The sequence below is a fragment of the Williamsia maris genome, assembly GCF_024171815.1.
In the GTDB taxonomy this organism is placed as follows: Bacteria; Actinomycetota; Actinomycetes; order Mycobacteriales; family Mycobacteriaceae; genus Williamsia_A; species Williamsia_A maris.
The window spans coordinates 1,225,059-1,248,143 of the sequence record NZ_JAMTCJ010000001.1 but is presented as its reverse complement, the minus strand read 5'-3'; the positions used below and the strand labels follow the sequence as shown (position 1 = coordinate 1,248,143).

Annotated in this window: 26 protein-coding genes and 1 riboswitch; of the genes, 15 read left to right on the top strand and 11 right to left on the bottom strand. The window is 68.3% G+C overall.

What is annotated here, in order from left to right; all coding sequences use genetic code 11:
* Positions 1-7 precede the first annotated feature (7 nt).
* Both LX13_RS05955 and LX13_RS05950 read left to right on the top strand, forming a co-directional pair.
* Positions 8-991: an ABC transporter ATP-binding protein gene (locus tag LX13_RS05955; RefSeq protein WP_253660350.1), complete on the top strand. Its 984-nt coding sequence runs from the start codon at positions 8-10 to the stop codon at positions 989-991.
* Positions 988-1,731, top strand: coding sequence for an ABC transporter permease (locus LX13_RS05950; protein WP_253660349.1), 744 nt, complete (start codon positions 988-990; stop codon positions 1,729-1,731). Before LX13_RS05955 ends, LX13_RS05950 begins: the two co-directional genes overlap by 4 nt.
* 123 nt (positions 1,732-1,854) lie before the next feature.
* On the opposite strand, the gene thiD is transcribed toward LX13_RS05950, so the two are convergent.
* Together thiD and thiC are read right to left on the bottom strand one after the other, a co-directional pair.
* Entirely contained in the window at positions 1,855-2,709 is an 855-nt protein-coding gene (gene thiD, locus LX13_RS05945; RefSeq protein ID WP_253660348.1) for a bifunctional hydroxymethylpyrimidine kinase/phosphomethylpyrimidine kinase, read from the bottom strand.
* 7 nt (positions 2,710-2,716) lie between these two features.
* Positions 2,717-4,375, bottom strand: coding sequence for a phosphomethylpyrimidine synthase ThiC (gene thiC, locus LX13_RS05940; protein WP_253660347.1), 1,659 nt, complete (start codon positions 4,373-4,375; stop codon positions 2,717-2,719).
* Positions 4,366-4,477, bottom strand: a riboswitch (TPP riboswitch). It overlaps the preceding gene by 10 nt.
* 240 nt (positions 4,478-4,717) lie before the next feature.
* Here thiC and LX13_RS05935 point away from each other — a divergent pair.
* The 3 genes from LX13_RS05935 (at position 4,718) to LX13_RS05925 (ending at position 6,995) form a co-directional block, all read left to right on the top strand.
* Complete coding sequence (locus LX13_RS05935) at positions 4,718-5,062, top strand: GNAT family N-acetyltransferase (RefSeq protein ID WP_253660346.1); 345 nt, start codon at positions 4,718-4,720, stop codon at positions 5,060-5,062.
* 71 nt (positions 5,063-5,133) lie between these two features.
* A complete protein-coding gene (locus tag LX13_RS05930; RefSeq protein ID WP_253660345.1) occupies positions 5,134-5,883 on the top strand; it encodes a siderophore-interacting protein in 750 nt (249 codons plus the stop codon).
* Positions 5,880-6,995: an ABC transporter substrate-binding protein gene (locus LX13_RS05925; protein WP_253660344.1), complete on the top strand. Its 1,116-nt coding sequence runs from the start codon at positions 5,880-5,882 to the stop codon at positions 6,993-6,995. The genes LX13_RS05930 and LX13_RS05925 overlap by 4 nt, the downstream gene beginning before the upstream one ends.
* 14 nt (positions 6,996-7,009) lie before the next feature.
* Here LX13_RS05925 and LX13_RS05920 read toward each other — a convergent pair whose 3' ends face one another.
* From LX13_RS05920 to LX13_RS05910, 3 genes are read right to left on the bottom strand one after another with little or no spacing between them, the layout of a single operon-like run.
* A complete protein-coding gene (locus tag LX13_RS05920) occupies positions 7,010-7,810 on the bottom strand; it encodes an exodeoxyribonuclease III (protein ID WP_253660343.1) in 801 nt (266 codons plus the stop codon).
* A 30-nt stretch (positions 7,811-7,840) separates the two neighbouring features.
* Entirely contained in the window at positions 7,841-8,344 is a 504-nt protein-coding gene (locus LX13_RS05915) for a hypothetical protein (RefSeq protein WP_253660342.1), read from the bottom strand.
* A complete protein-coding gene (locus LX13_RS05910; RefSeq protein WP_253660341.1) occupies positions 8,334-9,083 on the bottom strand; it encodes a CcdC protein domain-containing protein in 750 nt (249 codons plus the stop codon). Before LX13_RS05910 ends, LX13_RS05915 begins: the two co-directional genes overlap by 11 nt.
* Positions 9,084-9,300: 217 nt before the next feature.
* On the opposite strand from LX13_RS05910, the gene LX13_RS05905 reads away from it, so the two are divergent.
* A complete protein-coding gene (locus LX13_RS05905; protein WP_253660340.1) occupies positions 9,301-9,594 on the top strand; it encodes an FmdB family zinc ribbon protein in 294 nt (97 codons plus the stop codon).
* A 37-nt stretch (positions 9,595-9,631) separates the two neighbouring features.
* The gene (gene fmdA / locus LX13_RS05900) at positions 9,632-10,885 is read left to right on the top strand and encodes a formamidase (protein ID WP_253660339.1); all 1,254 of its coding nucleotides are present in this window, start codon (positions 9,632-9,634) and stop codon (positions 10,883-10,885) included.
* An 8-nt stretch (positions 10,886-10,893) separates the two neighbouring features.
* On the opposite strand, the gene LX13_RS05895 is transcribed toward fmdA, so the two are convergent.
* Positions 10,894-11,265: a hypothetical protein gene (locus tag LX13_RS05895; protein WP_253660338.1), complete on the bottom strand. Its 372-nt coding sequence runs from the start codon at positions 11,263-11,265 to the stop codon at positions 10,894-10,896.
* Between the two features lie 63 nt (positions 11,266-11,328).
* On the opposite strand from LX13_RS05895, the gene LX13_RS05890 reads away from it, so the two are divergent.
* The 4 genes from LX13_RS05890 to eutC all read left to right on the top strand — a co-directional run bounded on the left by LX13_RS05890 (position 11,329) and on the right by eutC (position 15,411).
* Entirely contained in the window at positions 11,329-11,649 is a 321-nt protein-coding gene (locus tag LX13_RS05890; protein ID WP_253660337.1) for a hypothetical protein, read from the top strand.
* A 146-nt stretch (positions 11,650-11,795) separates the two neighbouring features.
* On the top strand, positions 11,796-13,232 hold the full coding sequence (gene eat / locus LX13_RS05885) for an ethanolamine permease (RefSeq protein ID WP_372499836.1): 1,437 nt from the start codon (positions 11,796-11,798) through the stop codon (positions 13,230-13,232).
* A 3-nt stretch (positions 13,233-13,235) separates the two neighbouring features.
* Complete coding sequence (locus LX13_RS05880) at positions 13,236-14,660, top strand: ethanolamine ammonia-lyase subunit EutB (protein WP_253660336.1); 1,425 nt, start codon at positions 13,236-13,238, stop codon at positions 14,658-14,660.
* Positions 14,661-14,670: 10 nt separating this feature from the next.
* A complete protein-coding gene (gene eutC, locus LX13_RS05875) occupies positions 14,671-15,411 on the top strand; it encodes an ethanolamine ammonia-lyase subunit EutC (protein ID WP_253660335.1) in 741 nt (246 codons plus the stop codon).
* 3 nt (positions 15,412-15,414) lie between these two features.
* Here eutC and LX13_RS05870 read toward each other — a convergent pair whose 3' ends face one another.
* The 3 genes from LX13_RS05870 to LX13_RS05860 form a co-directional block, all read right to left on the bottom strand.
* Complete coding sequence (locus LX13_RS05870) at positions 15,415-16,302, bottom strand: FAD:protein FMN transferase (RefSeq protein ID WP_253660334.1); 888 nt, start codon at positions 16,300-16,302, stop codon at positions 15,415-15,417.
* Positions 16,303-16,568: 266 nt separating this feature from the next.
* Positions 16,569-17,582: a GNAT family N-acetyltransferase gene (locus LX13_RS05865; RefSeq protein WP_253660333.1), complete on the bottom strand. Its 1,014-nt coding sequence runs from the start codon at positions 17,580-17,582 to the stop codon at positions 16,569-16,571.
* Positions 17,569-18,189: a peptide deformylase gene (locus LX13_RS05860; protein ID WP_253660332.1), complete on the bottom strand. Its 621-nt coding sequence runs from the start codon at positions 18,187-18,189 to the stop codon at positions 17,569-17,571. The genes LX13_RS05865 and LX13_RS05860 overlap by 14 nt, the downstream gene beginning before the upstream one ends.
* 181 nt (positions 18,190-18,370) lie before the next feature.
* On the opposite strand from LX13_RS05860, the gene napA reads away from it, so the two are divergent.
* The 4 genes from napA (at position 18,371) to LX13_RS05840 (ending at position 21,250) form a co-directional block, all read left to right on the top strand.
* Entirely contained in the window at positions 18,371-18,754 is a 384-nt protein-coding gene (gene napA / locus LX13_RS05855; protein WP_253660331.1) for a nucleoid-associated protein NapA, read from the top strand.
* Positions 18,755-18,780: 26 nt separating this feature from the next.
* On the top strand, positions 18,781-19,314 hold the full coding sequence (locus LX13_RS05850) for a LytR C-terminal domain-containing protein (RefSeq protein WP_253660581.1): 534 nt from the start codon (positions 18,781-18,783) through the stop codon (positions 19,312-19,314).
* Between the two features lie 89 nt (positions 19,315-19,403).
* Entirely contained in the window at positions 19,404-20,123 is a 720-nt protein-coding gene (gene sodC, locus LX13_RS05845; RefSeq protein WP_253660330.1) for a superoxide dismutase[Cu-Zn], read from the top strand.
* A complete protein-coding gene (locus LX13_RS05840) occupies positions 20,123-21,250 on the top strand; it encodes a glutamate--cysteine ligase (RefSeq protein ID WP_253660580.1) in 1,128 nt (375 codons plus the stop codon). The genes sodC and LX13_RS05840 overlap by 1 nt, the downstream gene beginning before the upstream one ends.
* A 28-nt stretch (positions 21,251-21,278) precedes the next feature.
* Here LX13_RS05840 and LX13_RS05835 read toward each other — a convergent pair whose 3' ends face one another.
* Positions 21,279-22,562, bottom strand: coding sequence for a PucR family transcriptional regulator (locus LX13_RS05835; RefSeq protein WP_253660329.1), 1,284 nt, complete (start codon positions 22,560-22,562; stop codon positions 21,279-21,281).
* Between the two features lie 129 nt (positions 22,563-22,691).
* Positions 22,692-23,024 (bottom strand): monovalent cation/H(+) antiporter subunit G, encoded by a 333-nt coding sequence (gene mnhG / locus LX13_RS05830; protein WP_253660328.1) that lies wholly within the window; start codon positions 23,022-23,024, stop codon positions 22,692-22,694.
* Positions 23,025-23,085 lie beyond the last annotated feature (61 nt).

The window sequence follows — 23,085 nt, the reverse complement described above, 5'->3', positions numbered from 1 at the left end:
CCGATGGGTGATCAATGTTGAAGGATTGACCAAGACATACGGGCCGACCCGTGCGGTCGACAATCTGACCTTCGGTGTGAAGCCAGGCATGGTCACCGGCTTCCTCGGACCCAACGGTGCGGGCAAGTCCACGACCATGCGCATGATGCTCGGACTCGACAACCCCACCGCGGGCCGGGCGACCATCAACGGGCAGGACTACCGCTCGCTGAAGGACCCGCTCCGGCAGGTCGGTGCGTTGCTCGACGCCAAGTGGGTGCACCCCAACCGCTCGGCGCGCTCGCATCTGCGCTGGATGGCCGCGTCCAACGGCATCCCCACGACCCGGGTCGACCAGGTCCTCGAGGACGTCGGCCTCAGCGCTGTCGCAGGCAAGAAGGCGGGCGGGTTCTCGCTGGGCATGTCCCAGCGACTCGGTCTCGCCGGCGCCCTGCTGGGCGACCCGGGCGTGCTGCTGTTCGACGAGCCGGTCAACGGCCTCGACCCCGAGGGCATCGTCTGGATCCGAAAGTTCATGCGCGCACTCGCCGCGCAGGGACGCACGGTCCTGGTGTCGAGCCACCTGCTCACCGAGATGTCGCTGACCGCCGAGCACCTCGTGGTCATCGGCCAGGGTCGGCTCATCGCCGACTGCTCGGTCAAAGAGTTCACCAGCCAGGCCCAGCGCACCGTGACCGTGCGCAGTCCGCAGCTGGCGCAGCTGCACGAGGCGCTGACCCGTGCCGGGCTCCGGGCGACCCCGGCCGCCGACGGCTCACCCGCGCTCAGCCTGCTCGACGTGACCACCGACCAGGTCGGCGACATCGCCGCCGCCAACGCCATCGCGCTGCACGAACTGTCCGGCAGCACGGCATCCCTGGAGGAGGTGTTCATGACGCTCACCGCGGGATCGGTTCAGTACCACGGCAATTCGGGTGGGCCTGCGGGTCAGCCGTCGAACGCCCCCGGACCGCATGGTGCCAACCACCCGAACCACGGAGGACCGCAATGATGGTCAACGCCCTCAACGCCGAGCGCATCAAGCTGCTCAGCACCAAGTCGCCGTACTGGTGCGTCGCCATCGTCGCCCTGCTCGCGATCCTGTTCAGCGTCCTGATCGGCGCCTTCGCATCCGGCGACGACTCGGAGAACATCTACGCCTCCGACTACACCACCGGCGTCAGCCAGATCGGTGTGATCGTGCTGATGATCATGGCCGTGCTGGCCGTCACCAGCGAGTTCCGATTCGGCACCATCCGGACCACCTACCAGGCCATCCCGCGTCGCGAGGTCGTCCTGGGCGCGAAAGCCGTGATCTACGGCGGACTCTCGGTCGTCGTCACGCTGGTCCTCGGGATCGTGGCCCTGCTGCTGGGCAAGGTGTTGTCGGGCAACAACATGGACCTCGTCGGTTCCGACGCAATCCGTCAGTACTGGGGTATCCCGGTGTACACGCTGCTGTGCATCCTGATCGGTCTGGGGATCGGCGCGATCGTCCGCCAGACCGCCGGCGCCATCGTCGTGCTGCTCATCTGGACGCTGGCCCTCGAGGGGATCATCGGCATCATCCCGAAGTTCGGCGACGCGGTGAGCCCGTACCTGCCGTTCAACAACGCCGCGCGGTTCCTCACCGAGCGCGACACGTCGATCGACTTCCCGTGGAACGCATACGGATCGATCGCCTACTTCGCGGTCATCTCGCTGATCATCTTCGGTCTCGGGGTCTTCTTCACCAAGAAGCGCGACGCCTGACACAACCGCCGAGCGTGCACCTGCGTACGCCAGTTGGGCACGTACGACCACTGATTGGGCACATGATGCCCAACTGACGGTCGTACGTGCCCAACTGCGTGTCGTACGTGCCCAACTGGCGGGTCAATCGGGTAACGGTCCGGAGACCCGCCACAGCGGGTTGACCGGACCATGGCCCGCGCCCAGCGGGTAGGACCAGCGTATCGACTCGGTGACCCAGTCCTTGGCGAACCGCAGGGCGTCCGGCACCGACAACCCGTGCGCGAGAGCACAACACATGGCCGAGGCCAGGGTGTCGCCGGCGCCGTGATCGTGCGGGGTGTCGATGCGCTCGTGGTCGAGTTCGAGGAACGTCTCGCCGTCGTAGAGCAGATCGGGACTGAACGGGCTCGAGCGCAGGTGCCCGCCCTTGACCAGCGCCCACTGCGCGCCCATCGCGTGCAGTTCGATCGCGGCGGCACGCTGGGTGTCCTCGTCGACGACGGTGATGCCGGTGATCAACGCGACCTCGTCGAGGTTCGGCGTGACGACGGTGGCGATCGGGATGAGCCGCTCCCGTAGTGAGTCCATCGCCTCGGTGGCGAGCAGTTGGTGGCCGTGCATGGACGCGCAGACCGGGTCGACCACCAGCGGGATCGGACGGTCCCGACCGATCCCCACCTCGGCGGCCACGTCGACGATCGCATCGATGATCGCGCCGGTCGCGAGCATCCCGGTCTTCGCGGCCCCGATGCCGATGTCGGTGACGACGGTCCGGATCTGACCGGCGACCGTCTCCGGCGGGATGGTGTGGACGCCGGAGACACCGAGGGTGTTCTGCACGGTCACCGCGGTCACGGCCACGCATCCGTGCACGCCGGCCAACGCCATCGTGCGCAGGTCGGCCGCGACCCCCGCCCCGCCGCCGGAGTCGGTCCCCGCGATCGTCATGGCGCGGACCGGCGTCTGTCCCAGCGGGGCGGGTGGCAGCAGCTTCATCACCCCATCATCCCTGCCGGGTGCCGACGGCCGGTGTGATGTCGAGATAGACCTGCTTGCCCGACGCCACGAACTCCGCGGACTTGCGGTCCATCTCCGCGTTCAGCATCGCGTCGATGTCGGCCTGCGTGCGCAGGTTGTGGTCCTCGGCGAACTGACGCACGTCCGCCGAGATCCGCATCGAGCAGAACTTCGGACCGCACATCGAGCAGAAGTGCGCGGTCTTCGCGGGCTCGGCCGGCAGCGTCTCGTCGTGGTACTCGACGGCGGTGTCGGGATCGAGAGACAGGTTGAACTGGTCGTTCCACCGGAACTCGAACCGGGCCCGCGACAGGGCGTCGTCGCGTTCCTGCGCACGGGGGTGCTCCTTGGCCAGGTCCGCCGCGTGCGCGGCGATCTTGTAGGTGATCACCCCGACCTTGACGTCGTCTCGGTTCGGCAGTCCCAGATGCTCTTTCGGCGTGACGTAGCAGAGCATCGCGGTACCGGCCTGGGCGATCATCGCGGCACCGATCGCCGAGGTGATGTGGTCGTAGGCGGGCGCGATGTCGGTCGCGAGCGGCCCGAGTGTGTAGAACGGGGCCTCCTCGCACAGCTCCTCCTCGAGGCGGACGTTCTCGACGATCTTGTGCATCGGGACGTGGCCCGGACCCTCGATCATCACCTGCACACCATGCGATTTCGCGATCTTTGTCAGCTCGCCCAGGGTGCGGAGCTCGGCGAACTGCGCCTCGTCGTTGGCGTCGGCGATCGACCCGGGGCGCAGTCCGTCACCGAGGGAGAAGGTGATGTCGTAGCGCCGGAAGATCTCACAGAGCTCGTCGAAGTGTGTGTAGAGGAACGACTCCTCGTGATGCGCGAGACACCACGCGGCCATGATCGACCCGCCGCGCGAGACGATGCCGGTGACCCGACGCGCGGTGAGCGGGACGTAACGCAGCAGGACACCCGCGTGCACGGTCATGTAGTCGACGCCCTGCTCGGCCTGCTCGATCACGGTGTCGCGGTACATCTCCCACGTCAGAGTGGTGGGATCGCCCTTGCACTTCTCCAGCGCCTGATAGATCGGGACGGTGCCGACCGGCACGGGGGAGTTGCGCATGATCCACTCGCGGGTGAGGTGGATGTCGTCACCGGTCGAGAGATCCATGATCGTGTCGGCACCCCACCGGGTCGCCCACACCATCTTCTCGACCTCCTCGGCCACCGACGAGGTGACCGCCGAGTTGCCGATGTTGGCGTTGACCTTCACCGCGAACGCCTTGCCGATGATCATCGGTTCGCACTCGGGATGGCGGTGGTTGGCCGGGATGACCGCCCGTCCGCGGGCGACCTCGGATCGCACCAGCTCGGGTTCGACCCCCTCGCGTGCGGCGATGAATCGCATCTCCGGTGTCACGATTCCCGCACGCGCCCAGGCCAATTGGGTCGCGGCACCGTCGACGGGATCGGGCCGCTCCCAGGTGTCCCGCACGGGCGCGAGCCCGCGGTCGAGGTCGATCCCGGGGTCGGTCTCGGTGTACGGGCCGGACGTGTCGTACAGGTCGAGGTGTTCGCCGTTGCTCAGTTCTACGCGACGGGTGGGCACGTCCATCCCGTCGACGCGGCGATAGTTCTTGTGACTCCCACGGATGGGTCCGGTGGTCACGACAGCAGAATTCGACATCAGATCTCCCTACGCCGGCATTACCCGGTCAGGTTCATTCGGTCGGCGGCCGCCTGCCGCCATCTCAGCCCTCGGTTCGTGAGAGCCCCCGTGGATTTTCATGGGTGACCGCCGCAGCGGTCTGTCGGTCACGCTACGCCCTCACCGCCGAGAGGGAACCGGGTGCGGTTGCGGTGCGTCAGAACCGGGAACAACACAGCGCGGGATGACCACCGTGTTGTGAGACGCCCCAGACATCCACCGAACAGGTGGTCAACAGTGACTGAACCGTGACGTAACTACGCCTACGTAGCCGAAAGGTTCTGTAGTGTGATTGCAGTCACACAACGAGAGGAGGTCGCCATGCAGGTCCGACGTAAGAAGAGGCCACAGCAGACGGCGCAATCGATCCTGCACCAGATCTCCGAGGTGGTGCACAACGTCGGACAGAGCCGGTTCGAGCTCTACGTCGCCGGCGACCTCGTCGGCGTGCTCGGTTACTCGATCGACGAGGCCAGCGGCGACAAGGTGCTGACGATCATGCACACCGTGCTCTACGACGAGTTCTCCGGACACGGTCTCGCGACCCGTCTGACCCAGAGCGCACTCGACTACGTCGTCGACCAGGGCGCGAAGGTCCGTCCGGTCTGCAGCTACACGAAGCACTACCTGACCACTCATCCCGGCGTCGCGCCGATCGCCGCCTGAGTAATCGGGCATTCCGCCCGACGGTTGGTTAGGCTACCCTTCCCTCAAAACCACGAGGGAAGAGGGACACCATGGCCGATCAGACGACCGCGGCACCGTCGAAGGGATGGCAGGGAGCGGTCCTCAAGCTCCTCGGCGGTGATGACTACACGCTGCGGGTGACGCGCGCCGAGGTGGTCACCGAGCACTACGTCCGGGTGGGTTTCACCGGCGGCGGACTGCTGACCGCGAAGCCGGTCCACCCGACGATGTGGTTGCGGGTGTGGTTCGAGGCGGACGGCAAGCTGCACCAGCGTGGGTACACCCTTGTCGATCCCGACCCGGCCACCGACACCTTCGACATCGAGTTCGCGATCCACGACGGCACCGCGGCGCGGTGGGCGCAGACGGTGCAGCCCGGCGCTGAGATCACCGCGACGCTGATGGGCTCGAAGTTCGCCTTCCCGGATCCCGCTCCCGCCGGTTGGCTGCTGGCGGGTGACCCCGCGTCGCTCCCGGCGATCAACTCGATCCTCGATGCGATCTCGGCCTCGTCCGAACCGACCGTCCCGGTGACGATCTGGTTCGAGTACCAGCACGAGAGCGATCGCGACCTCCCGCTGCGCACCCGGCCGAGCGACACAGTGCACTGGATCGCACGCGAGCCCGGATCGGCCACTGTCGTCGACGCCGTTCGCGCCGCGGCGACGCCGTCGCCGGATCACTTCGGATGGGTTGCCCTGGAGGCCGGCGCCACCCGTGCTGTCGCGGGCATCTTCAAGAGCCAATTCGGGTTGAGCCGCAAGGCGGTGAAGGCCCAGGCCTACTGGACCGCGACATGAACCGGAGGTCTGCCGACGACGAACGCCACGGCGGCGAAGAGCTCTCCGAATCATCGAAGCGGCCGCCGAGTACCTCGGTGAACCTGCCCACCGTGATCGCCTCCGCCGGTGTCGCCGCCGTCGGCGGTCGGTCAGCCGGCACGCCGCGTCTGATCGCGGCCGCGGTCGTCGCCCTGTTCGTACTCGGGCTCGCCGCCTGCAGTTCGCCGGACGAGGGCGACGACGCATCCGGTTCGGTCGCACCGGTCACCGTGAACACGTCGGCGGGCAGCGTCACCATCGACCGCGTCCCGGAACGCATCGCGGCGATCGGCGACCAGTGGACCGACGCCGTGCTCTCGTTCGGGGTGACCCCGACCGCGTACGGCACCACCACCGAACAGCAGATCGGCAGGCAATCCCCCTGGACCGAGGGCAAACTGGGCGATGCGAAGAAGATCAGCCTCACCGGTGACCGGGTGTCGCAGATCGCGGCCGCGAAGCCCGACCTGATCCTGTTGCCAGGCTTCGGCGTCGAATCGGCCGAGATCGACAAGCTCAAGCAGATCGCGCCGACCATCCCGAGCATCACCGGTCAGCAGATCGACCCGTGGCAGGACCAGGTGCAACTCCTCGGCGCCGTGCTGCGTGAACCCGACAAGGCGACCGAGATCGTCGACGGGGTGCAGAGCAGGATCGACACGATCAAGCAGGACAACCCCGGCCTCGCGGGCAAGACCTTCGCCTTCGCCTTCATGTTCTCCGCCGACCAGATCCAGGTCCTCGGGGACCCGAAAGACGGTGCTACATCGCTGTTCGCCGATCTCGGGTTGACCGTTCCGCAGCGTCTGCAGGACATCGCCACCCAGCAGAAGCTGCCGCGGTTCCCGATCAGCACCGAGAACGTCCCCCAGCTCGAATCGGATCTGCTCGTCATCGCCGCGGGCACACCGCAACTCGAGACACAGCTCACGACGCTGCCGGGCTACGCCCAGCTGACGGCGGTGCGTGCGAACGCCGTCGCCCAGATGGACCTGACGAGCATCACCGCGCTGAATCTGCCGTCACCGCTGTCGATCCCGTACGTGCTCGACCAGCTCACCCCCGCGGTGCAGGCGGCCGGACGTAGCTGAGTCGGTCGGCCGGGTCAGGCGATGTCGATGATGACCGGGGCATGGTCGCTGGCGCCCTTGCCCTTTCGTTCCTGACGGTCGATCTCGGCGCCGGTGACGCGGGCGGCGAGCGCGGGTGAGCACAGCGAGAAGTCGATGCGCATGCCCTCACGGCGTGCGAACCTGAGCTGGGTGTAGTCCCAGTAGGTGAAGACACCCGGGCCCGGTGTGAACGGTCGGACCACGTCGCCGAACCCGGCCTCGACGACGGCGTCGAACGCCGCGCGCTCCGCAGGCGAGGTGTGGGTCTTGTCCGCGAAATAGGCGGGGTCCCAGACGTCGTCGTCGGTCGGGGCGATGTTCCAGTCGCCGGTCAACGCGATCTGCGCGTCCGGGTCGGCGGCGAGCCACGCTGCCCCCGCGTCGCGCAACGCGCCCAACCACTCGAGCTTGTACAGGTAGTGCGGGTCGGTGAGATCACGGCCGTTGGGGATGTACAGACTCCACACCCGCACGCCGCCGCAGGTGGCGCCGATCGCCCGGGCCTCGACCACCGGGGGCACGTCGTCGGACTTGGAGAATCCCGGCTGGCCGGGAAACCCGACGGCGACGTCGGCGATACCCACACGCGACGCGATCGCCACGCCGTTCCACTGGTTCAGGCCGGCGGTCGCCAACTCGTACCCGGCGGCCGCGAACCCCATCGCGGGGAACTTCTCGTCGGTGCACTTGGTCTCCTGGATCGCCAGGACGTCGACGTCGTGGCGCTCGAGCCAGTCGACCACGCGTTCACTCCGGGCCCGGATCGAGTTCACATTCCACGTCGCGATACGCACGCGTCGACCCTACGGGTCGGGGTCGGGCCGTCAGTTCGGGGCGTTGCCGGTGAGCTTGTAGGTCTGGGTCACGCCGTCGGTGCCGGTGAGGGTGATGGTGGTGAACGTCTTGCGCTCGGGGTCGCCGAGCACGACGTCGACCTGACGCTGCTCGTAGTTGCCGGCGGCGCAGTTCGGGCGGCAGAGGTTGACGGCCTCGGTGCCGGTGCCCACGGCGCTGCGCGGTCCCCAGCGGTTCCAGGTGATGTCGCTGACCGACACCGAGTTGTCGCCGCAGTAGATGGAGGTGACGTCGGTGGGCCGGACCTGGGGCGCACCACCGCAGTCGTAGATGACCAGCCCGCCGGGGTTGTCCTGCGCCGTGCTCGACGACTCGGACGTCTCCGTCGTCGTGGTGGTCGTCTCCTCGGTGGTGGTCTCGTCGGTCGTCGTCGGCGCCTCGGTGGTGCTCGGCGTCTCGGTGACGGTCTGGGTCACCACCGACGATGGCGATGACGACGAGGCCGTCGACGCCGGATCGTCGTCACCGGACACGGCGACCAGGATGATCCCGGCCACGACGACGATCGCGAGAACGGCGGCGATCGCGATCAGGATGGTCGTACGCCGCGATATCGGAGTGGTGTCCGGTTCGGGCTCGGGTGGGGTGTTCGTCGGCTCTGTCATCGCGGCCCCAGGATAGGGGAGACGTCTGTGAAACCGGTGCGGCCGGTCGCGTCGCGACATCGAGCCGGTCACGGGCGCGCTCCTGCAGACCGTCGAGGAACGCGGATGTCTGATGGGGTGCGCCCTTGCGTCCCTTCGCCCACACGATGCGACCCGAGGTCCCGACGGCCTTGAACAGGACGACCAGGCCCTCCGCGAGAAGGCTCGCCCCGAGCGCCAGCAGAACTCCCTTGCTCACCGAGTCCGACGCGGACGGGTCGATCACCCCGAGCAGCAGGCCGGCACCGAGTCGGATCACGACATTGGCGACCAGGAGTCCGATCGACACGGCGGTGTACTTCATGAACACCAGCCCGTCACGTTCGAACACGCGGACGCTCGCCCCGCGCAGAACGCCGATGAGCACGCTCACCGCGGTCGAGGCCGCCAGGAAGGCGAGGGACACCCCCGATTGGCTGACCTGCGTGATCTGGACCAGGCCGATCACCGTCAGGATCGCGGGCAGCAGCAGCATGCGTTTGCCCTCGGCGGGCTCGCCGAGGACGCGGCGGACGAGCAGGTAGCCGATCACCGCGATGGCGATGATCACCTCGAGAATTCCGTTCATCGGTTCGTGTTCCCGTCGTTGTCGGAAGTGTTGATGTGACGGTCGAAACGCTACGAATCGCGCGGGGATCCCGGATCCACCCGTGGGTCGAGATACGGGTGGAGATCGGCATCGTCGGTGGCGTGGTTCGTCCCGTCGATCAGCGCGCATCTGTGGACAGCGGGACCAAACGGCCCTAGCGTTCCCCGGAAGGTCCCCGCTCTCGAAGGAGCCGCCCGTGCCGCTCTACGGTTTCCGATGCGACCAGGGTTGTGTCGCGCTCGATCGTTCCTTCCCGATGTCCACGGTCCCCGACGGGATCGACTGTCCCGGTTGTGGTTCGACCGCGCGTCGACGGATCACCCCGGTGCCGATCGGGGTCGGCGCCAGCGCCGCGATGCGGCTGCAGGACGCCACCAGGGCCACCGCCGATGCGCCCCGCGTCGTGTCCGGGGTGCCGGCGTCAGGTGGCTCGGCGCGACGGCGCCCGGTCTCCGCTGATCCCCGACACCGCCGTCTGCCCCGTCCGTAGTCCCGTCCACGAAACCGTTACCCGAGATCGGATCCCCATGCCCGAGTTGATCTTCCCGCTGGACTCGACGAAGACGTTCACCGATCAGGAGCGTGTCGGCCACAACCGTTGGCATCCCGACATCCCCGCCGCGGTGACGGTCAAGCCGGGTGACTCGTTCCGGGTGCACTGTCGGGAGTGGTTCGACGGGGCGATCGTGAACGACGACTCGGCCGACGACATCCGGGACGCGCCGTTGGCCGGGGTGCACGTGCTGTCGGGGCCGATCGCGGTCGAGGGCGCGAAGCCCGGCGACCTCCTGATCGTCGACATCCTGGACCTCGGCCCGATCCCGCAGGAGGACTCCGGGCCGCTGGCCGGGCAGGGTTGGGGCTACACCGGCATCTTCCCGACCCTCAACGGCGGTGGCTTTCTCACCGAGCAGTTCCCCGATGCCTACAAGGCCATCTGGGATTTCAGCGGACAGAAGACCACCTCGCGTCACGTGCCGCACGTCGAGTTCACCGGCATCGTGCACCCGGGTCTGATGGGTACTGCGCCGTCGAAAGACTTGCTGAGCACCTGGAACACCCGCGAAGCGGCCCTGATCGCGACCGACCCCGACCGGGTGCCGCCGCTGGCGCTGCCCCCGTTGACCGACAGCGCCATCCTCGGTTCGCTGACCGGCGACGCGTTCGCCGCCGCGGCCGCCGAGGGGGCCCGCACCGCGCCGCCGCGCGAGAACGGCGGCAACCAGGACATCAAGAACCTCACGAAGGGCAGTCGGATCTTCTATCCGGTGTTCGTCGACGGCGCGAACCTCTCGGTGGGCGACCTGCACTTCTCGCAGGGCGACGGTGAGATCACCTTCTGCGGCGCCATCGAGATGGGCGGGTTCATCGACCTGCGTGTCGAGATCCTCCGCGACGGGATGACCACCTACGGCGTCAGCGAGAACGCCATCTTCATGCCGGGCAACACCGATCCGCAGTACTCGGAGTTCATCGCGTTCTCGGGTACCTCGGTGACTCTCGACGGCGAACAGCGCTATCTGGACTCGCATCTGTCGTATCAGCGAGCCTGCCTGCACGCGATCGACTACCTGACGAAGTTCGGGTATAGCCCCGAGCAGGCCTACCTGCTGCTCGGTGCCGCTCCGATCGAAGGGCGCCTGTCCGGGGTGGTCGACATCCCCAATGCCTGTGCGACGGTCTACATCCCGACGGCCATCTTCGACTTCCCGATCGCGCCCAGCGCGACCGGCCCGTTCCAGATCGACCCGGGCATCGGCGCGCCGCGCTCGAGCTTCTGATCGTCGCCTCAGCCCGGACCCTTGTCCGGCCGACCGGGTCCGCCTGCGGGCCCACCCGCGCCGGGCTTCTCCTTGTCCTGCTTCTTCTGCTGACCGGGAGCCTGCTCGGTCCCTGCGGGCGCGGGCTCGACGTCGGCTGTCGTCGCGGGGACCTGGGTCGGTTCCGTGGTGGTCACCGTCGACGACGGGGCCGTCGTCGACGCGTCGCCCGACGACTCGACGGTGGTGCTGCGCGCGGGGGCCGGTTGATCGTCGCCGCGGAACGAGACGCCGACCGCGAGTCCGATCACCACCAGTACCAACAGTGCGGTGGCGGCGATCAGCACGCGAGTCCTGCGCGTTCGGCGCCGATCCGCGGGCGTGTTCATCGGCAGAGTCATCCCCGCCAGGTTACGACGACTGATACGCACCCGACATCCGACGTCATCGGGCACGCTGACCGGGTGGACCCTGACTCTCATTCTGATGACTGGCGTCCGGCAGCCGCCGACGGTCCGGTCGAGCTCGTCGTGGACGGGCAGTTGTTCCAGGTCATGGTGCAGCCCGACGGCGGTTGCCGGTACACATGGGTCACCGGCCCGAATCCGGGATACGGGTTCAGCTCCGGTGCGCCTCAGGTCGCGTGGCAGCGGGTCGGTCGCGCCGACCCGACACCGCCTGCGCCTCTCCCCCTCCCGCTGACGACCGTCGGCCGACACCGGCAGTCCATCCGTGATTTCCTCGCCGAGATCGATCCGGAGACCGGCTACTTCTCGGAGGAGTGATGAGCCGGCCGCAATGTGTCATGCCGCAACGTGTCGAATCGCGATCGTCGCTGGAGTCAGCGTGCGAAAAGTTCAGGGTGGTGAACGAAACATGCCCGAAAAGTCGATATCACCCGTGGTTCTCACAACGGGTCTACCGTCCGATCATGACGATCGACAAGTCTGCCCCTCCGGCGATCACCACCGCGAAATCTGCGTCATCGCAAGGTGATTACTTAGAGAAACGGCAATTGAAGAAAGGCACCGCCGGCTGGGTCCTGCTGGCCGGTCTCGGCGTCAGCTACGTCATCTCCGGCGACTACGCCGGATGGAACGGCGGACTCGGCGAGGGTGGATTCGGCGGGCTGTTGATCGCCGCGGTCATCATCGCCGCGATGTACCTCGCCATGGTGCTCGGCATGGCCGAGATGTCGTCGGCCCTGCCCGCTGCGGGCGGCGGGTACACCTTCGCCCGTCGTGCGATGGGCCCGTGGGGTGGATTCGCCACCGGCACTGCCATTCTCATCGAATACGCGATCGCGCCCGCCGCGATCGCCACCTTCATCGGTGCATACGTCGAGTCGCTGAACCTGTTCGGTATCACCGACGGGTGGTGGGTCTATCTCGCCGCGTACGCGATCTTCATCGGCATCCACCTGGTCGGCGCCGGCGAGGCGTTGAAGGCCATGTTCGTGATCACCGGTATCGCCCTCGTCGGTCTGGTGATCTTCGCCGTCGCCGCGGCAGGCATGTTCGACGCGTCGAACCTGACCAACATCGCCGCCGACCCCGACGCGGCCGGGTCGTCGAGCTTCCTGCCGAACGGGTACCTCGGCATCTGGTCGGCCATCCCCTTCGCGATCTGGTTCTTCCTCGCCGTAGAGGGCGTCCCCCTCGCCGCGGAGGAGGCCGAGAACCCCGAGCGCAACGTCCCCCGCGGCATCATCGTCGCGATGCTGATGCTGGTCGTGACCGGCGCGGTCGTGCTGGTGCTCGCCACCGGCGCCGTCGGTGCGGACGAACTCACCGACTCGGGCAACCCGCTGGTGCTCGCCCTCGGCGACGGCACTGCATCGAGCGTCGTCAACTACATCGGCCTGGCGGGACTCATCGCCAGCTTCTTCTCGATCATCTACGCCTACTCGCGTCAGACGTTCGCCCTGTCGCGCGCCGGCTACCTCCCGACGTCGCTGTCGCTGACCAACAATCGCAAGGCGCCGGTCTGGGCGCTGATCATCCCCGGCGTGATCGGTTTCGCGCTCACCTTCATCGGCGAGGGCGCGATGTTGCTCAACATGGCCGTGTTCGGCGCCGCTCTGAGCTATGTCTTGATGATGATCAGCCACATCGTGTTGCGGGTGCGTGAGCCCGACATGCCGCGGCCCTACCGCACGCCCGGCGGCATCGTGACCACCGGCTTCGCCCTCGTCATCGCGGTGGCCGCGGTCATCGCGACGTTCCTCGTCGACACCACCGCCGCGCTGTGGACCCTCGGTGCGTTCGCCGCGTTCATGGCGTACTTCGGCCTGTACAGCCGACGTCATCTCGTGGCCGGGTCACCGGACGAGGAGTTCGCGCTGCTCGCCGACGACGAGGTCGTGTGAGGGGTGTCGACCTATCGGCAGACGCTCGGCGGCACCACTTTCACCTTCGACTCCCTGATCGACCTCCTCGCGAAGGCGACACCGCGACGTAGCGGCGACGAGCTCGCCGGATGCGCGGCCGAGACCGACCTCGAACGGGCGGCCGCCCAGTGGGCGCTCGCCGACGTCGCACTGACCACCTTTCTCGAGGACCTGGTGGTGCCGTACGAGACCGACGAGGTCACCCGGCTCATCATCGACACCCACGACCGGGCGGCGTTCGCGCCGGTCGCCGACCTCACCGTCGGCGGTCTCCGGGACTGGTTGCTGGCCACCGCGAGTGGTCCGGACGCGGCCGATCGGCTGCGCAAGGTCGGCGCGGGACTGACCCCGGAGATGGTCGCCGCGGTCAGCAAGCTGATGCGCAACCAGGATCTGATCGCTGTCGCGAAGGCGACGAGCGTGACGTCGGCGTTCCGCACCACCATCGGCGCGCCCGGCACCCTGACCACCCGGCTGCAGCCCAACCACCCCACCGACGACCCGATGGGCATCGCCGCGGCCACCCTCGACGGACTGCTGCTCGGGTGCGGGGACGCGGTGATCGGCATCAATCCGGCGACCGATTCCCCGCAGGCGACGTCGGATCTGCTGTATCTGCTCGACGAGATCCGTACGCGCTACGACATCCCGGTGCAGTCGTGCGTGCTGTCGCACGTCACCACCACGATCGGGCTCATCGAGGCCGGGGCGCCGGTCGATCTGGTCTTCCAGTCCATCGCGGGCACCGAGGGCGCCAACCGTGGGTTCGGCGTCGACATCGCCGTGCTGCGGGAGGGCAACGAGGCGGGGCGGTCGCTGCACCGCGGAACCGTCGGCGACAACGTCATGTACTTCGAGACCGGCCAGGGATCGGCGCTGTCGGCAGGCGCGCACATCGGTACCGGCGGTCGGCCCGTCGACCAGCAGACCCTGGAGACGCGGGCGTACGCGATCGCTCGCGAGTTCGACCCCTTGCTGGTGAACACCGTGGTCGGATTCATCGGACCCGAGTACCTGTTCGACGGCAAACAGATCATCCGCGCCGGACTCGAGGACCACTTCTGCGGCAAGCTGCTCGGGCTGCCGATGGGCGTCGACGTCTGCTACACCAACCACGCCGAGGCCGACCAGGACGACATGGACACCCTGCTCACCCTGCTCGGCGCGGCCGGGGTGCCGTTCGTCATCACGGTGCCCGGCGCCGACGACGTGATGCTCGGCTACCAGAGCCTGTCGTTCCACGACGCGCTCTACGCGCGACGGGTGTTGGGCCTGCGGCCCGCTCCCGAGTTCGAGGCGTGGCTCGGGGTCGTGGGCATGCTCGACGACACCGGACGCATCCTCGACCTCGCGCCGGAGGCTTCGCCGCTGCGGGCACTGACCGACCGGTCCGGGGCGCACCTGTGAGGGGTCTCCTGTGACAGATCTGTGGACTGTGCTGCGGCAGAACACGTCTGCGCGTATCGGACTCGGTCGGGTCGGTGACTCGTTGCCGACGAGCCGGGTGTTGGAGTTCGCGGCGGCGCACGCCGCGGCACGCGACGCGGTGCACCATCCGCTCGACGTCGATGCGCTCATCGCCGCCATCGAGCCACTGGGTCTAGGGACGCCGTCGGTGGTGGCCAGTCGGGCCGCCGATCGGAGCGAGTACCTGCGCAGACCTGATCTGGGACGCCAACCGGCAGCGAACGATTCTTCCGGGGGTTACTCCGTCGACACCGAGGACGCCGACATCGGCATCGTGCTGGCCGACGGTTTGTCGCCGATCGCGCTCACCGAGCACGCGGCGGGTGTCGTCGGCGCGATCAAGGATGTTCTCGCGCCGCAGTATTCGATCGCCACGCCGGTCATCGCGACGCAGGCGCGCGTCGCACTCGGCGATCACATCGGAGCGGCGCAGAAGGTGGGGACGCTCATCGTCGTCATCGGTGAGCGGCCCGGGTTGTCGGTGGCCGACAGTGTGGGCATCTATCTCACGCATCTGCCGCGTCCCGGGCGGGCGGACTCCGAACGCAACTGCATCTCGAACATCCATCCGCCCGGAGGGCAGAGCTACGTCGGGGCCGCGCGGGTGGTCGCCGCGCTGGTGGAAGGCGCCCGAGCACTGGGCCGTAGTGGCGTCGACCTCAAGGACACCAGCCGGACCCTGACCGAATAGGCGTCAGGCCGCGTGGGCGTGCCGGTGCGACGGCCAGTGGCCGATCTCGTGCACACGGCCCGTGTTCCCGACGGTGCGTGCCGCCACCCCGACGCCGATGAGCCAGTGCGGCGCACGGTCGGGGTGTGCGTAGGTCATCATCGCGGCGGCGTAGCCCGACCCCGCCTCCTCGGCGATGGTGGTGACCGTCGCGAACTCCGGGGCCGGGCGCGGGTCGAACGGGCTGCGCGGCAGGGCGGCGATGTCGGTGCGGGTGACGGTCGCCAGTGCGTGGCCGGGCTCGAGTTCGACGAGCTCGTCGCCGACCGTGACATGCCACCCTCCGAGCGGGGGATGTCCGGCGGTCGCGGCGACGCTCCCCGCGCCGGGGTCGCCGACGGTCACCATGACGCCGCACTCGAAGCGGGTCGCGACCCGTTGCGCGGCGCGGTCGGCGAGGAACGCGCGGGCGGTGCCCATCAGTTCGAGGCGTACGTCGGTGGGGACGACGACCCGTCCCTCGCCCAGGCGGGGTCGGTGCCACTCCGGCACCGGCGTCATCGTTCGCACGGTCATCGGGCGCGGGCCGTCGACCGTGAACTGCAGGTGCGGGAGGAAACGGTAGTCCGGGACCGCGCTGCGACGGACCGAGCGGGTCGCGCCGTCGGTCAGGTCTGCGAAATACAGTGCCTCGGTGAGAATCTGTTCGAGCAGGACACCGACCATGGCGGGTGATCCGCCGGCGAGGTCGATGGCGTGGATCTCCGCCGACGCACGCTCACGGTTGACCGTGAGGTCGACGTGGTCGGCGTAGCGGGTGACCTCCCGCAGGGCGTTGGGCAGAGCGGCTGGTTCGGTCACGGACACCGAGATCTGGGTGCCGAGACCGGACAGGGCAGCGGTGGCGATCATCGTTGATACCTCGATCCGGTGGGGGGTGATGCATTCCATCGTGGGCGGCCACCCTGGGATGTCCCTGTGAGCGACCCGATAGCCCGCTATGGACTTCCGAGACCGCCGAGCGTGCCGAAACGACCCGTCGAACGTGCCGAAGCAACGCGTCGAACGGGCCGAAACAACGCGAGGGTGTCGGGCGCGGCGCCGCAGGGTGATTAGGGCACGCTCGGAGGGTGTTTAGGGCCCGCTCACCGGGTGATTTGGGCCCGCTCGGTGCGTGGTCAGGGCACGGTCGGCGGCGAAAGGGTGACGTAGCCGTATGTGTGGTGACGGGTGAAGCCGAGACGGCGGTAGAGCCGGATGGCGTCGACGTTGTCGGCCTCGACCTGGAGGTACGCGGTGTCGGCACCCTGGTCCCGACCCCACCGCATCACCTCGGCGACCACCCGGGTGCCGATCCCGGTTCCGCGGGCGCGCGGCGCCGTCCACAGGCACGCGATCCCGACCCACCGTCGGCCCGAACCTGGACCGGCACCGAACGGTTCGTCCGAGGTCACCGCGCCACGGCCGATGGCGACGAGCCCCTGGCCGTCGGAGACCGAGAAGAATGCGAGCGCCCCGTCGATCGATGCGGTGAGCACCGCGGTCGCCACATCGGCCGCCGACGACCGCCCCGACTCGTCGAGGTAGGCGCGCACCCAGTCGGCGGTCGGAGCGGAGGACACCGCCACGTCGATCCCCGCCGTTGCCGCGAGCGGGTCGGTGGGTCGCACCATCGCGACGGCCTGGATCTCGAACCGTTCCGGGTCGACGTGCGAGGCGGGGATGAGGCGTTCCACCACAGCACATCTCGTGGCCAGGTCGTGCGCGTCGAAGAACCGTGACAGCGCGCCGACCGACGCGGCGTCGAGGGTCGCACCCCGTTCGACCGGCGTCGCGGAGTTGGCACGACGGGTGAAGCCGCCACCCGCGCGGGCCAGCCAGCCGCTGATCACCGCGAAATCCGTTCCCGGCCAACCCCGTGCGGCCGCGATCTCGAGCGTCCTGATGTCGGAGTTGCGCACCGGGCGATCCGACAGCGCCCGCACCGACAGCACCAGCGGGGCCGGGATCGTGACGTCCTCGCCATCCCGCGCGACGACCACGTCGTCACCTGCCGACACCAACACCCCCGTCACGTCGCTGGCCGTGGCCGACGGGTCACGTCGCCAGTCGCCGGGAGCGTCTGCGCCCTTACGGAATCGGACGACGACGCGATCCCCGGGAGCAGGGGACGCGGGGTCAGTCCTCGTCATCGTCCGGGTCGTCGTGGCCGAAGGGATCCGGGCCCTCGCCCGGGGTCCACGTCAAACCCGGCACGCCCCAGCCGCTCTTCTTGATCAGCTTCTTGGCCGCGCGCGCGTTGCGACCCACCAGGACGTCGACGTAGAGGAATCCGTCGAGGTGTCCGGTCTCGTGCTGCAGCATGCGGGCGAAGAACCCGGTGCCCTCGATCTCGACGGGCGCGCCTGTGCGATCGACGCCGGTGACCTTGGCCCACTCGGCACGCCCGGTGGGGAACTGCTCGCCCGGTACCGACAGGCAGCCCTCGTCGTCGTCCTCGGGGTCGGGCATGCCCTCGGGGATCTCGGAGGTCTCGAGCACCGGGTTGATGACCTCGCCGCGCAGGCGCTCGGTGCCGCGTGTCTCGCCGCCGGGGCAGTCGTAGACGAAGAATCGTCGCCCGACGCCGACCTGGTTCGCGGCCAGTCCGACGCCGTGCGCGGCGTCCATCGTCTCGTACATGTCGTCCAGCAGCGCAACGACATCCGCGGGCGGTCGGCCCTGCGCGTCGAGGGTCACCGGTTCGGTCACGCGGTGCAGCACCGGCTCGCCGACGATGCAGATGGGGAGAATTGCCATGCGGCACAGATTACTAGTGGCGGACACCGGCACGCCCAACCCGAAATCGGGCCCTCGCCGTGGTTAGATGTTCAACGAACCACATCGATGTAAGTTTCCTTCTCTCCCTTCGTCGGCTACCGCGACCAGGGGTCGTGGGCAGCGACGATGTGTCGGTAGAGGAGAACCTCAAGGGAGCGAGATGGACGGCGCAACTGCGCGAAGCCAGAAGCGGTCGGGGCAGCCCGCCGATTCGGCGAACCAGGCCAACGGGGACCAGGCCGATTCACCCACCTCGAGCACCGGTCACGACGTCAATGTCGTCGGGGCCGACGGTTTGACCCGCCGCGAACACGACATCCTGGCCTTCGAACGCCAGTGGTGGAAGTACGCCGGCGCCAAGGAAGAAGCCATCAAGGAGCTGTTCGGCCTCTCGGCGACCCGTTACTACCAGGTGCTCAACGCCCTGGTGGACCGTCCGGAGTCCCTCGCGGTCGATCCGATGCTGGTGAAGCGCCTCCGTCGTCTGCGTGCGAGCAGGCAGAAGGCCCGCGCCGCGCGCCGCCTCGGATTCGAGATCACCTGAGTCGAGTCCGTAGAGTAGCGGCCGTGATGACCCCGGATCGGGAACCCAATCGGCTGCCATTCCGCGCAGGCGCGATGTTGCTCCTCGCGATAGCTGTCGTGTGCATCGGCCTCGGCTGGCATTCGGCGGTGACGACGAAAAGCAGCCCGGAAGCAGACCTCCGCGCGGCCGCCGCGTCGGGTTCGGCGTCCTCGGCCGCCCCCAGCTCCTCGGCCGCCGCGTCGACGAGCGCCTCGGCCTCCGGGGCCGGCTCGAGCTCGACGGACCCGAGCAGCTCATCGACCGCCGGTCCTCTCGCCTGCGTCTACAACGCCGGCTCGATCAGCGGTCTTGCCGTTGAGGTCACCGCGTCGCTGAAGTCCAAGGGCTGGCGCGTGGCCGAGCCGGGCAACCTGCAGTCGGCCAGCATCACCGAGAACACCGTTTTCTACTCGTCGGCGCTCAAGTCCGAGGCCGATCGCCTCGTGTCCGACCTGGGCAACGACGCCACCGCCGACCTCAAGCCCTCCTCGTTCACCCAGTGCCGAGGCGGGTTGGCGGTCGTCGTCATCACCCGATAGAGCCGACCGATATGATTCGGCCAGACACGCCAGCCAGCTCGGGCGCGGAGCGCAGCGAGCGGCGCCGACAACAAGGGAGCCCCTCAGCGATGACCCACCAGCCGACCCCCACCTCTGGTGCCCGCGGCCGCACCTCGGTGCGGCGCGCAATCCTGCTCGCGTCCTCGGTGCTCGCCGCGGGGACCGTGCTGGCGGCCTGCAGCCCCGGCGAGGAACCCTCCAGCCAGCAGGGCACCACGCCGCCGGTCATCACCGGCGACCAGGCCCCGGGCGGACTCGGCGTCGGTCAGACACCCTCGGGCGAGTCCGGCTCGGAAGGCTCCAGCAGCGGCGCGACCGCATCGCTGATCAGCCCGCAGGGCACCCAGGTCGGCACCGCGACGTTCACCGCCGAGGGCGCCGAGGTGAAGGTCGACGTCAAGGTGACCTCCGGCATCCCGGCCGGCTTCCACGGCATGCACCTGCACTCGGTGGGCAAGTGCGAGAGCAACTCCGTCGCCCCCACCGGCGGCGCGCCCGGCGCGTTCCTCTCGGCCGGTTCGCACCTGCAGGTCGACGGCCGTACCGGCCACCCGTCCAGCGGCGACCTGATCTCGATGTTCGTCTCCGCGGCGGGCACCGGCGAGACCGTCACCACGAGTGACGCGTTCACCATCAGCGACATCGTCGGCAAGTCGATCATGATCCACGCGAACGCCGACAACTTCGCCAACATCCCCACCCGCTACGCGCCCGCACCGGATCAGGAGACCCTGTCGACGGGTGACGCCGGCGGCCGGATCGCCTGCGGAGTCATCGAGCAGGAGTGATCGAGGCCATCGAGTTCCGGGGCTCGCCGGCCCCCACCATCGGCGTCGAGTGGGAGTTCGCACTCGTCGACAAGGTGACCGGTGACCTCTCGAATTCGGCTGCCGCACTGTTCGACCGGGTCGTCGAGCTCGACGACCCGGCGTCGCAGGGACGTATCCACAAGGAACTGCTGCGCAACACCGTCGAGTTGGTGACGGGTATCTGCACCACCACCGCCGAGGCGATGGCCGATCTGCGCCGCACGCTGGGCGTCGTGCGCGGCATCGGCGACGACCTGGGCGTCAACCTCTACGGCGGCGGCACCCATCCGTTCGCCGAGTGGTCGACCCAGCAGCTGACCGAGGCGCCGCGCTACGCCGAACTGATCGAACGCACCCAGTGGTGGGGACGTCAGATGCTGATCTGGGGTGTGCACGTCCACGTCGGCATCGACCGCCGCGACAAGGTGCTGCCGATCGTCAACGCGCTGCTGGCCTACTACCCGCACCTGTTGGCGCTCTCGGCGTCGTCACCGATGTGGTCGGGGCAGGACACCGGCTACGCGAGCAACCGGGCCATGATGTTCCAGCAGCTGCCGACCGCCGGGTTGCCGTTCCAGTTCTCGCAGTGGGGCGAGTTCGAGGCGTTTGTCGCCGACCAGAAGACGACCGGGATCATCGACCACGTCAACGAGATCCGTTGGGACATCCGCCCGTCCCCGCGGCTGGGCACCGTCGAGGTCCGGGTCTGCGACGGCGCGACGAACGTCCGCGAGCTCGAGGCCATCGTCGCGTTGATCCACTGCCTCGTCGTCGACATCGACGCCCAGCTCACCGCGGGCACACTGCCGCGGGAGATGGCGCCGTGGTTGGTGCAGGAGAACAAATGGCGTGCGGCTCGATACGGGCTCGACGCCGTGATCATCCAGGACGCGGACTGCAACGAGCGGCTCGTCACCGACGACCTCGCCGACATCCTCACCCGGCTCGAACCGGTGGCCCGCCGCCTCGACTGCGTCGACGAGCTGGCCTCGGTCGCCGAGATCACCGGCGGCCGCGGCTCGTATCAGCGGCAGCGCACGGTGTTCGAGCGGACCGGCGACATGCGCGACGTCGTCGCGCTCGTCGTCCACGAACTCGGACGCTGAGCGCGACGATCCGTCGCGGAGTCGGGACTCAGACCATCGGGCGTGACGCCTGCGTCTGCAGGTCGAGCGCGAGCAACGCGATGTGGGCGCGTGAGATGCCCTCGGGCAGAGCGAGATCGATGCCGGTGGTCTGCGTGATGCGTCGCAGCCGGTAGTCGACGGTGTTCGGGTGGATGTGCATCCGCCGACCGGTGCTCTTGCGGTTCAACCCGGTCTCGAGGTGGACGCGCAGCGTCTCGAGCAGCTCGGGGTGGGTGTCCAACGGGTTCAGCGTGGACGCGAGGTGATCGCGCGCCGGGCCCGGTCGGGTGATCTGGTACTCGATGAGCAGATCCTGCATCTCGTACAGGCCGGGCGGACGCCGGATCGCGCGGACGAGGTCCATCAGATCGTGCGTCTCGTCGGACAGATCCGGGATCTTCTCGGTCGCACCGACCGACTGCGTGGCGATGATCGGCGCCTCGGCGTGCACCGACAACTCCGCGAGCAGCTCGGTGGTCAGCAGGGGCAGATCGGGATCGGCCGGGACGAGCACGGTGCCGCCGCTGTTGCTGAGCAGCGTCAGCGCGCGGGAGTTGAACATCGTGGCCAGCGCCGACTGCACCCGACGCAGCTTGCGTCGCGCGGCGATCTTGGTGTTGACCCGCGGGTCGAGCTCGTCGGGGTGCGGCGCGATCGACAGCGACACCACCTGGTAGTTGTTCGCGATCGGGATGCCGGTCTGACGTGCGACCGCCGACGCGGTGTGGCCGGACAGCAACGCCGACATCAGCGTCTGCGTCGCCGACTGGTGCTGGCTGGCGACGAGCCGCTGCTCTTCGACATAGGCGGTGGCGACGTTGGCGGTGAAGGTGTCGAGGAGTTTCATGACCAGCTTGAACCCGGAGACCAGGTCGCCGAGGTCGTCGGCGCCGGCCTGTGCGGCGATGAGGTCGAAGCCGATCTTGATGCCCTCGTGGTACGTGTGGATGATCGTGTCGAGCGGGACGCCCTCGCGGGCCCACTGGGCGGCGGACTCGCGGATCTGGGCGAGCTGCGCGTCGCCGGGGAGGGTCTGGTCGTCGAGCATCTCGATGGCCAGCCGCAGACAGGTCTGCGTCACCTGTGTGACGTCACCGTGCAGTTGCTCGCCGGGCAGGGTGCCGCAGGGAACGACGTTATCGGCGAAGTGGCCGACCATCTCGGTCGCGAGCTTGTTGATGTCGGCCAGGGTCCGCGATGCGGGCCGTCCGGCGACCCGGAGAGTCGCGTTGGCCGCGAGATCGGTGCCCTCGATGGTGCTGATGTCCAGACCCCTGCTTTGAGTCGTCATGGTGTTGCTCCCCGCTCGTATCCCACGCACCCCCGTGCCCGCGCGTGATTAATCCGTGTTGTGGACAGTAATGTATAAGATTTCGCTCCGAAAGTGTGCGAATGCACAGTTTCCGTGCCTAACGATATCTCAGTGTGCGGCGCCGGAATCCATGTCGCCGTCGCGCATGAGGTCGTCGCGGGCCCGTTGTTCCTGGTAGGCGAGCCGCCCGATGCGGTGCGCGACCACGGGTGCGGTGATCAGCGCGAACAGTCCGGAGAGCACGAGCATCCCGAAGTCGACGCTGCCGGAGAGCCGGATCATCGCGCCCACCAGGATCAGCAGCAGTCCGAAGGTCTGCGGCTTCGTGGCCGCGTGCATCCGCGTCATGGTGTCCGGGAAGCGCAGCACGCCGATCGAGGCGGTCAGCGCGAGCACCGAACCGCTGAGCACCAGGACGGCGACGATGATGTCGGAGATCATGTGCGCTCACTTCCCGGGGACGGCGAACCCGCGTCGACGTCGTCGGATGCGGGCGTGCCCG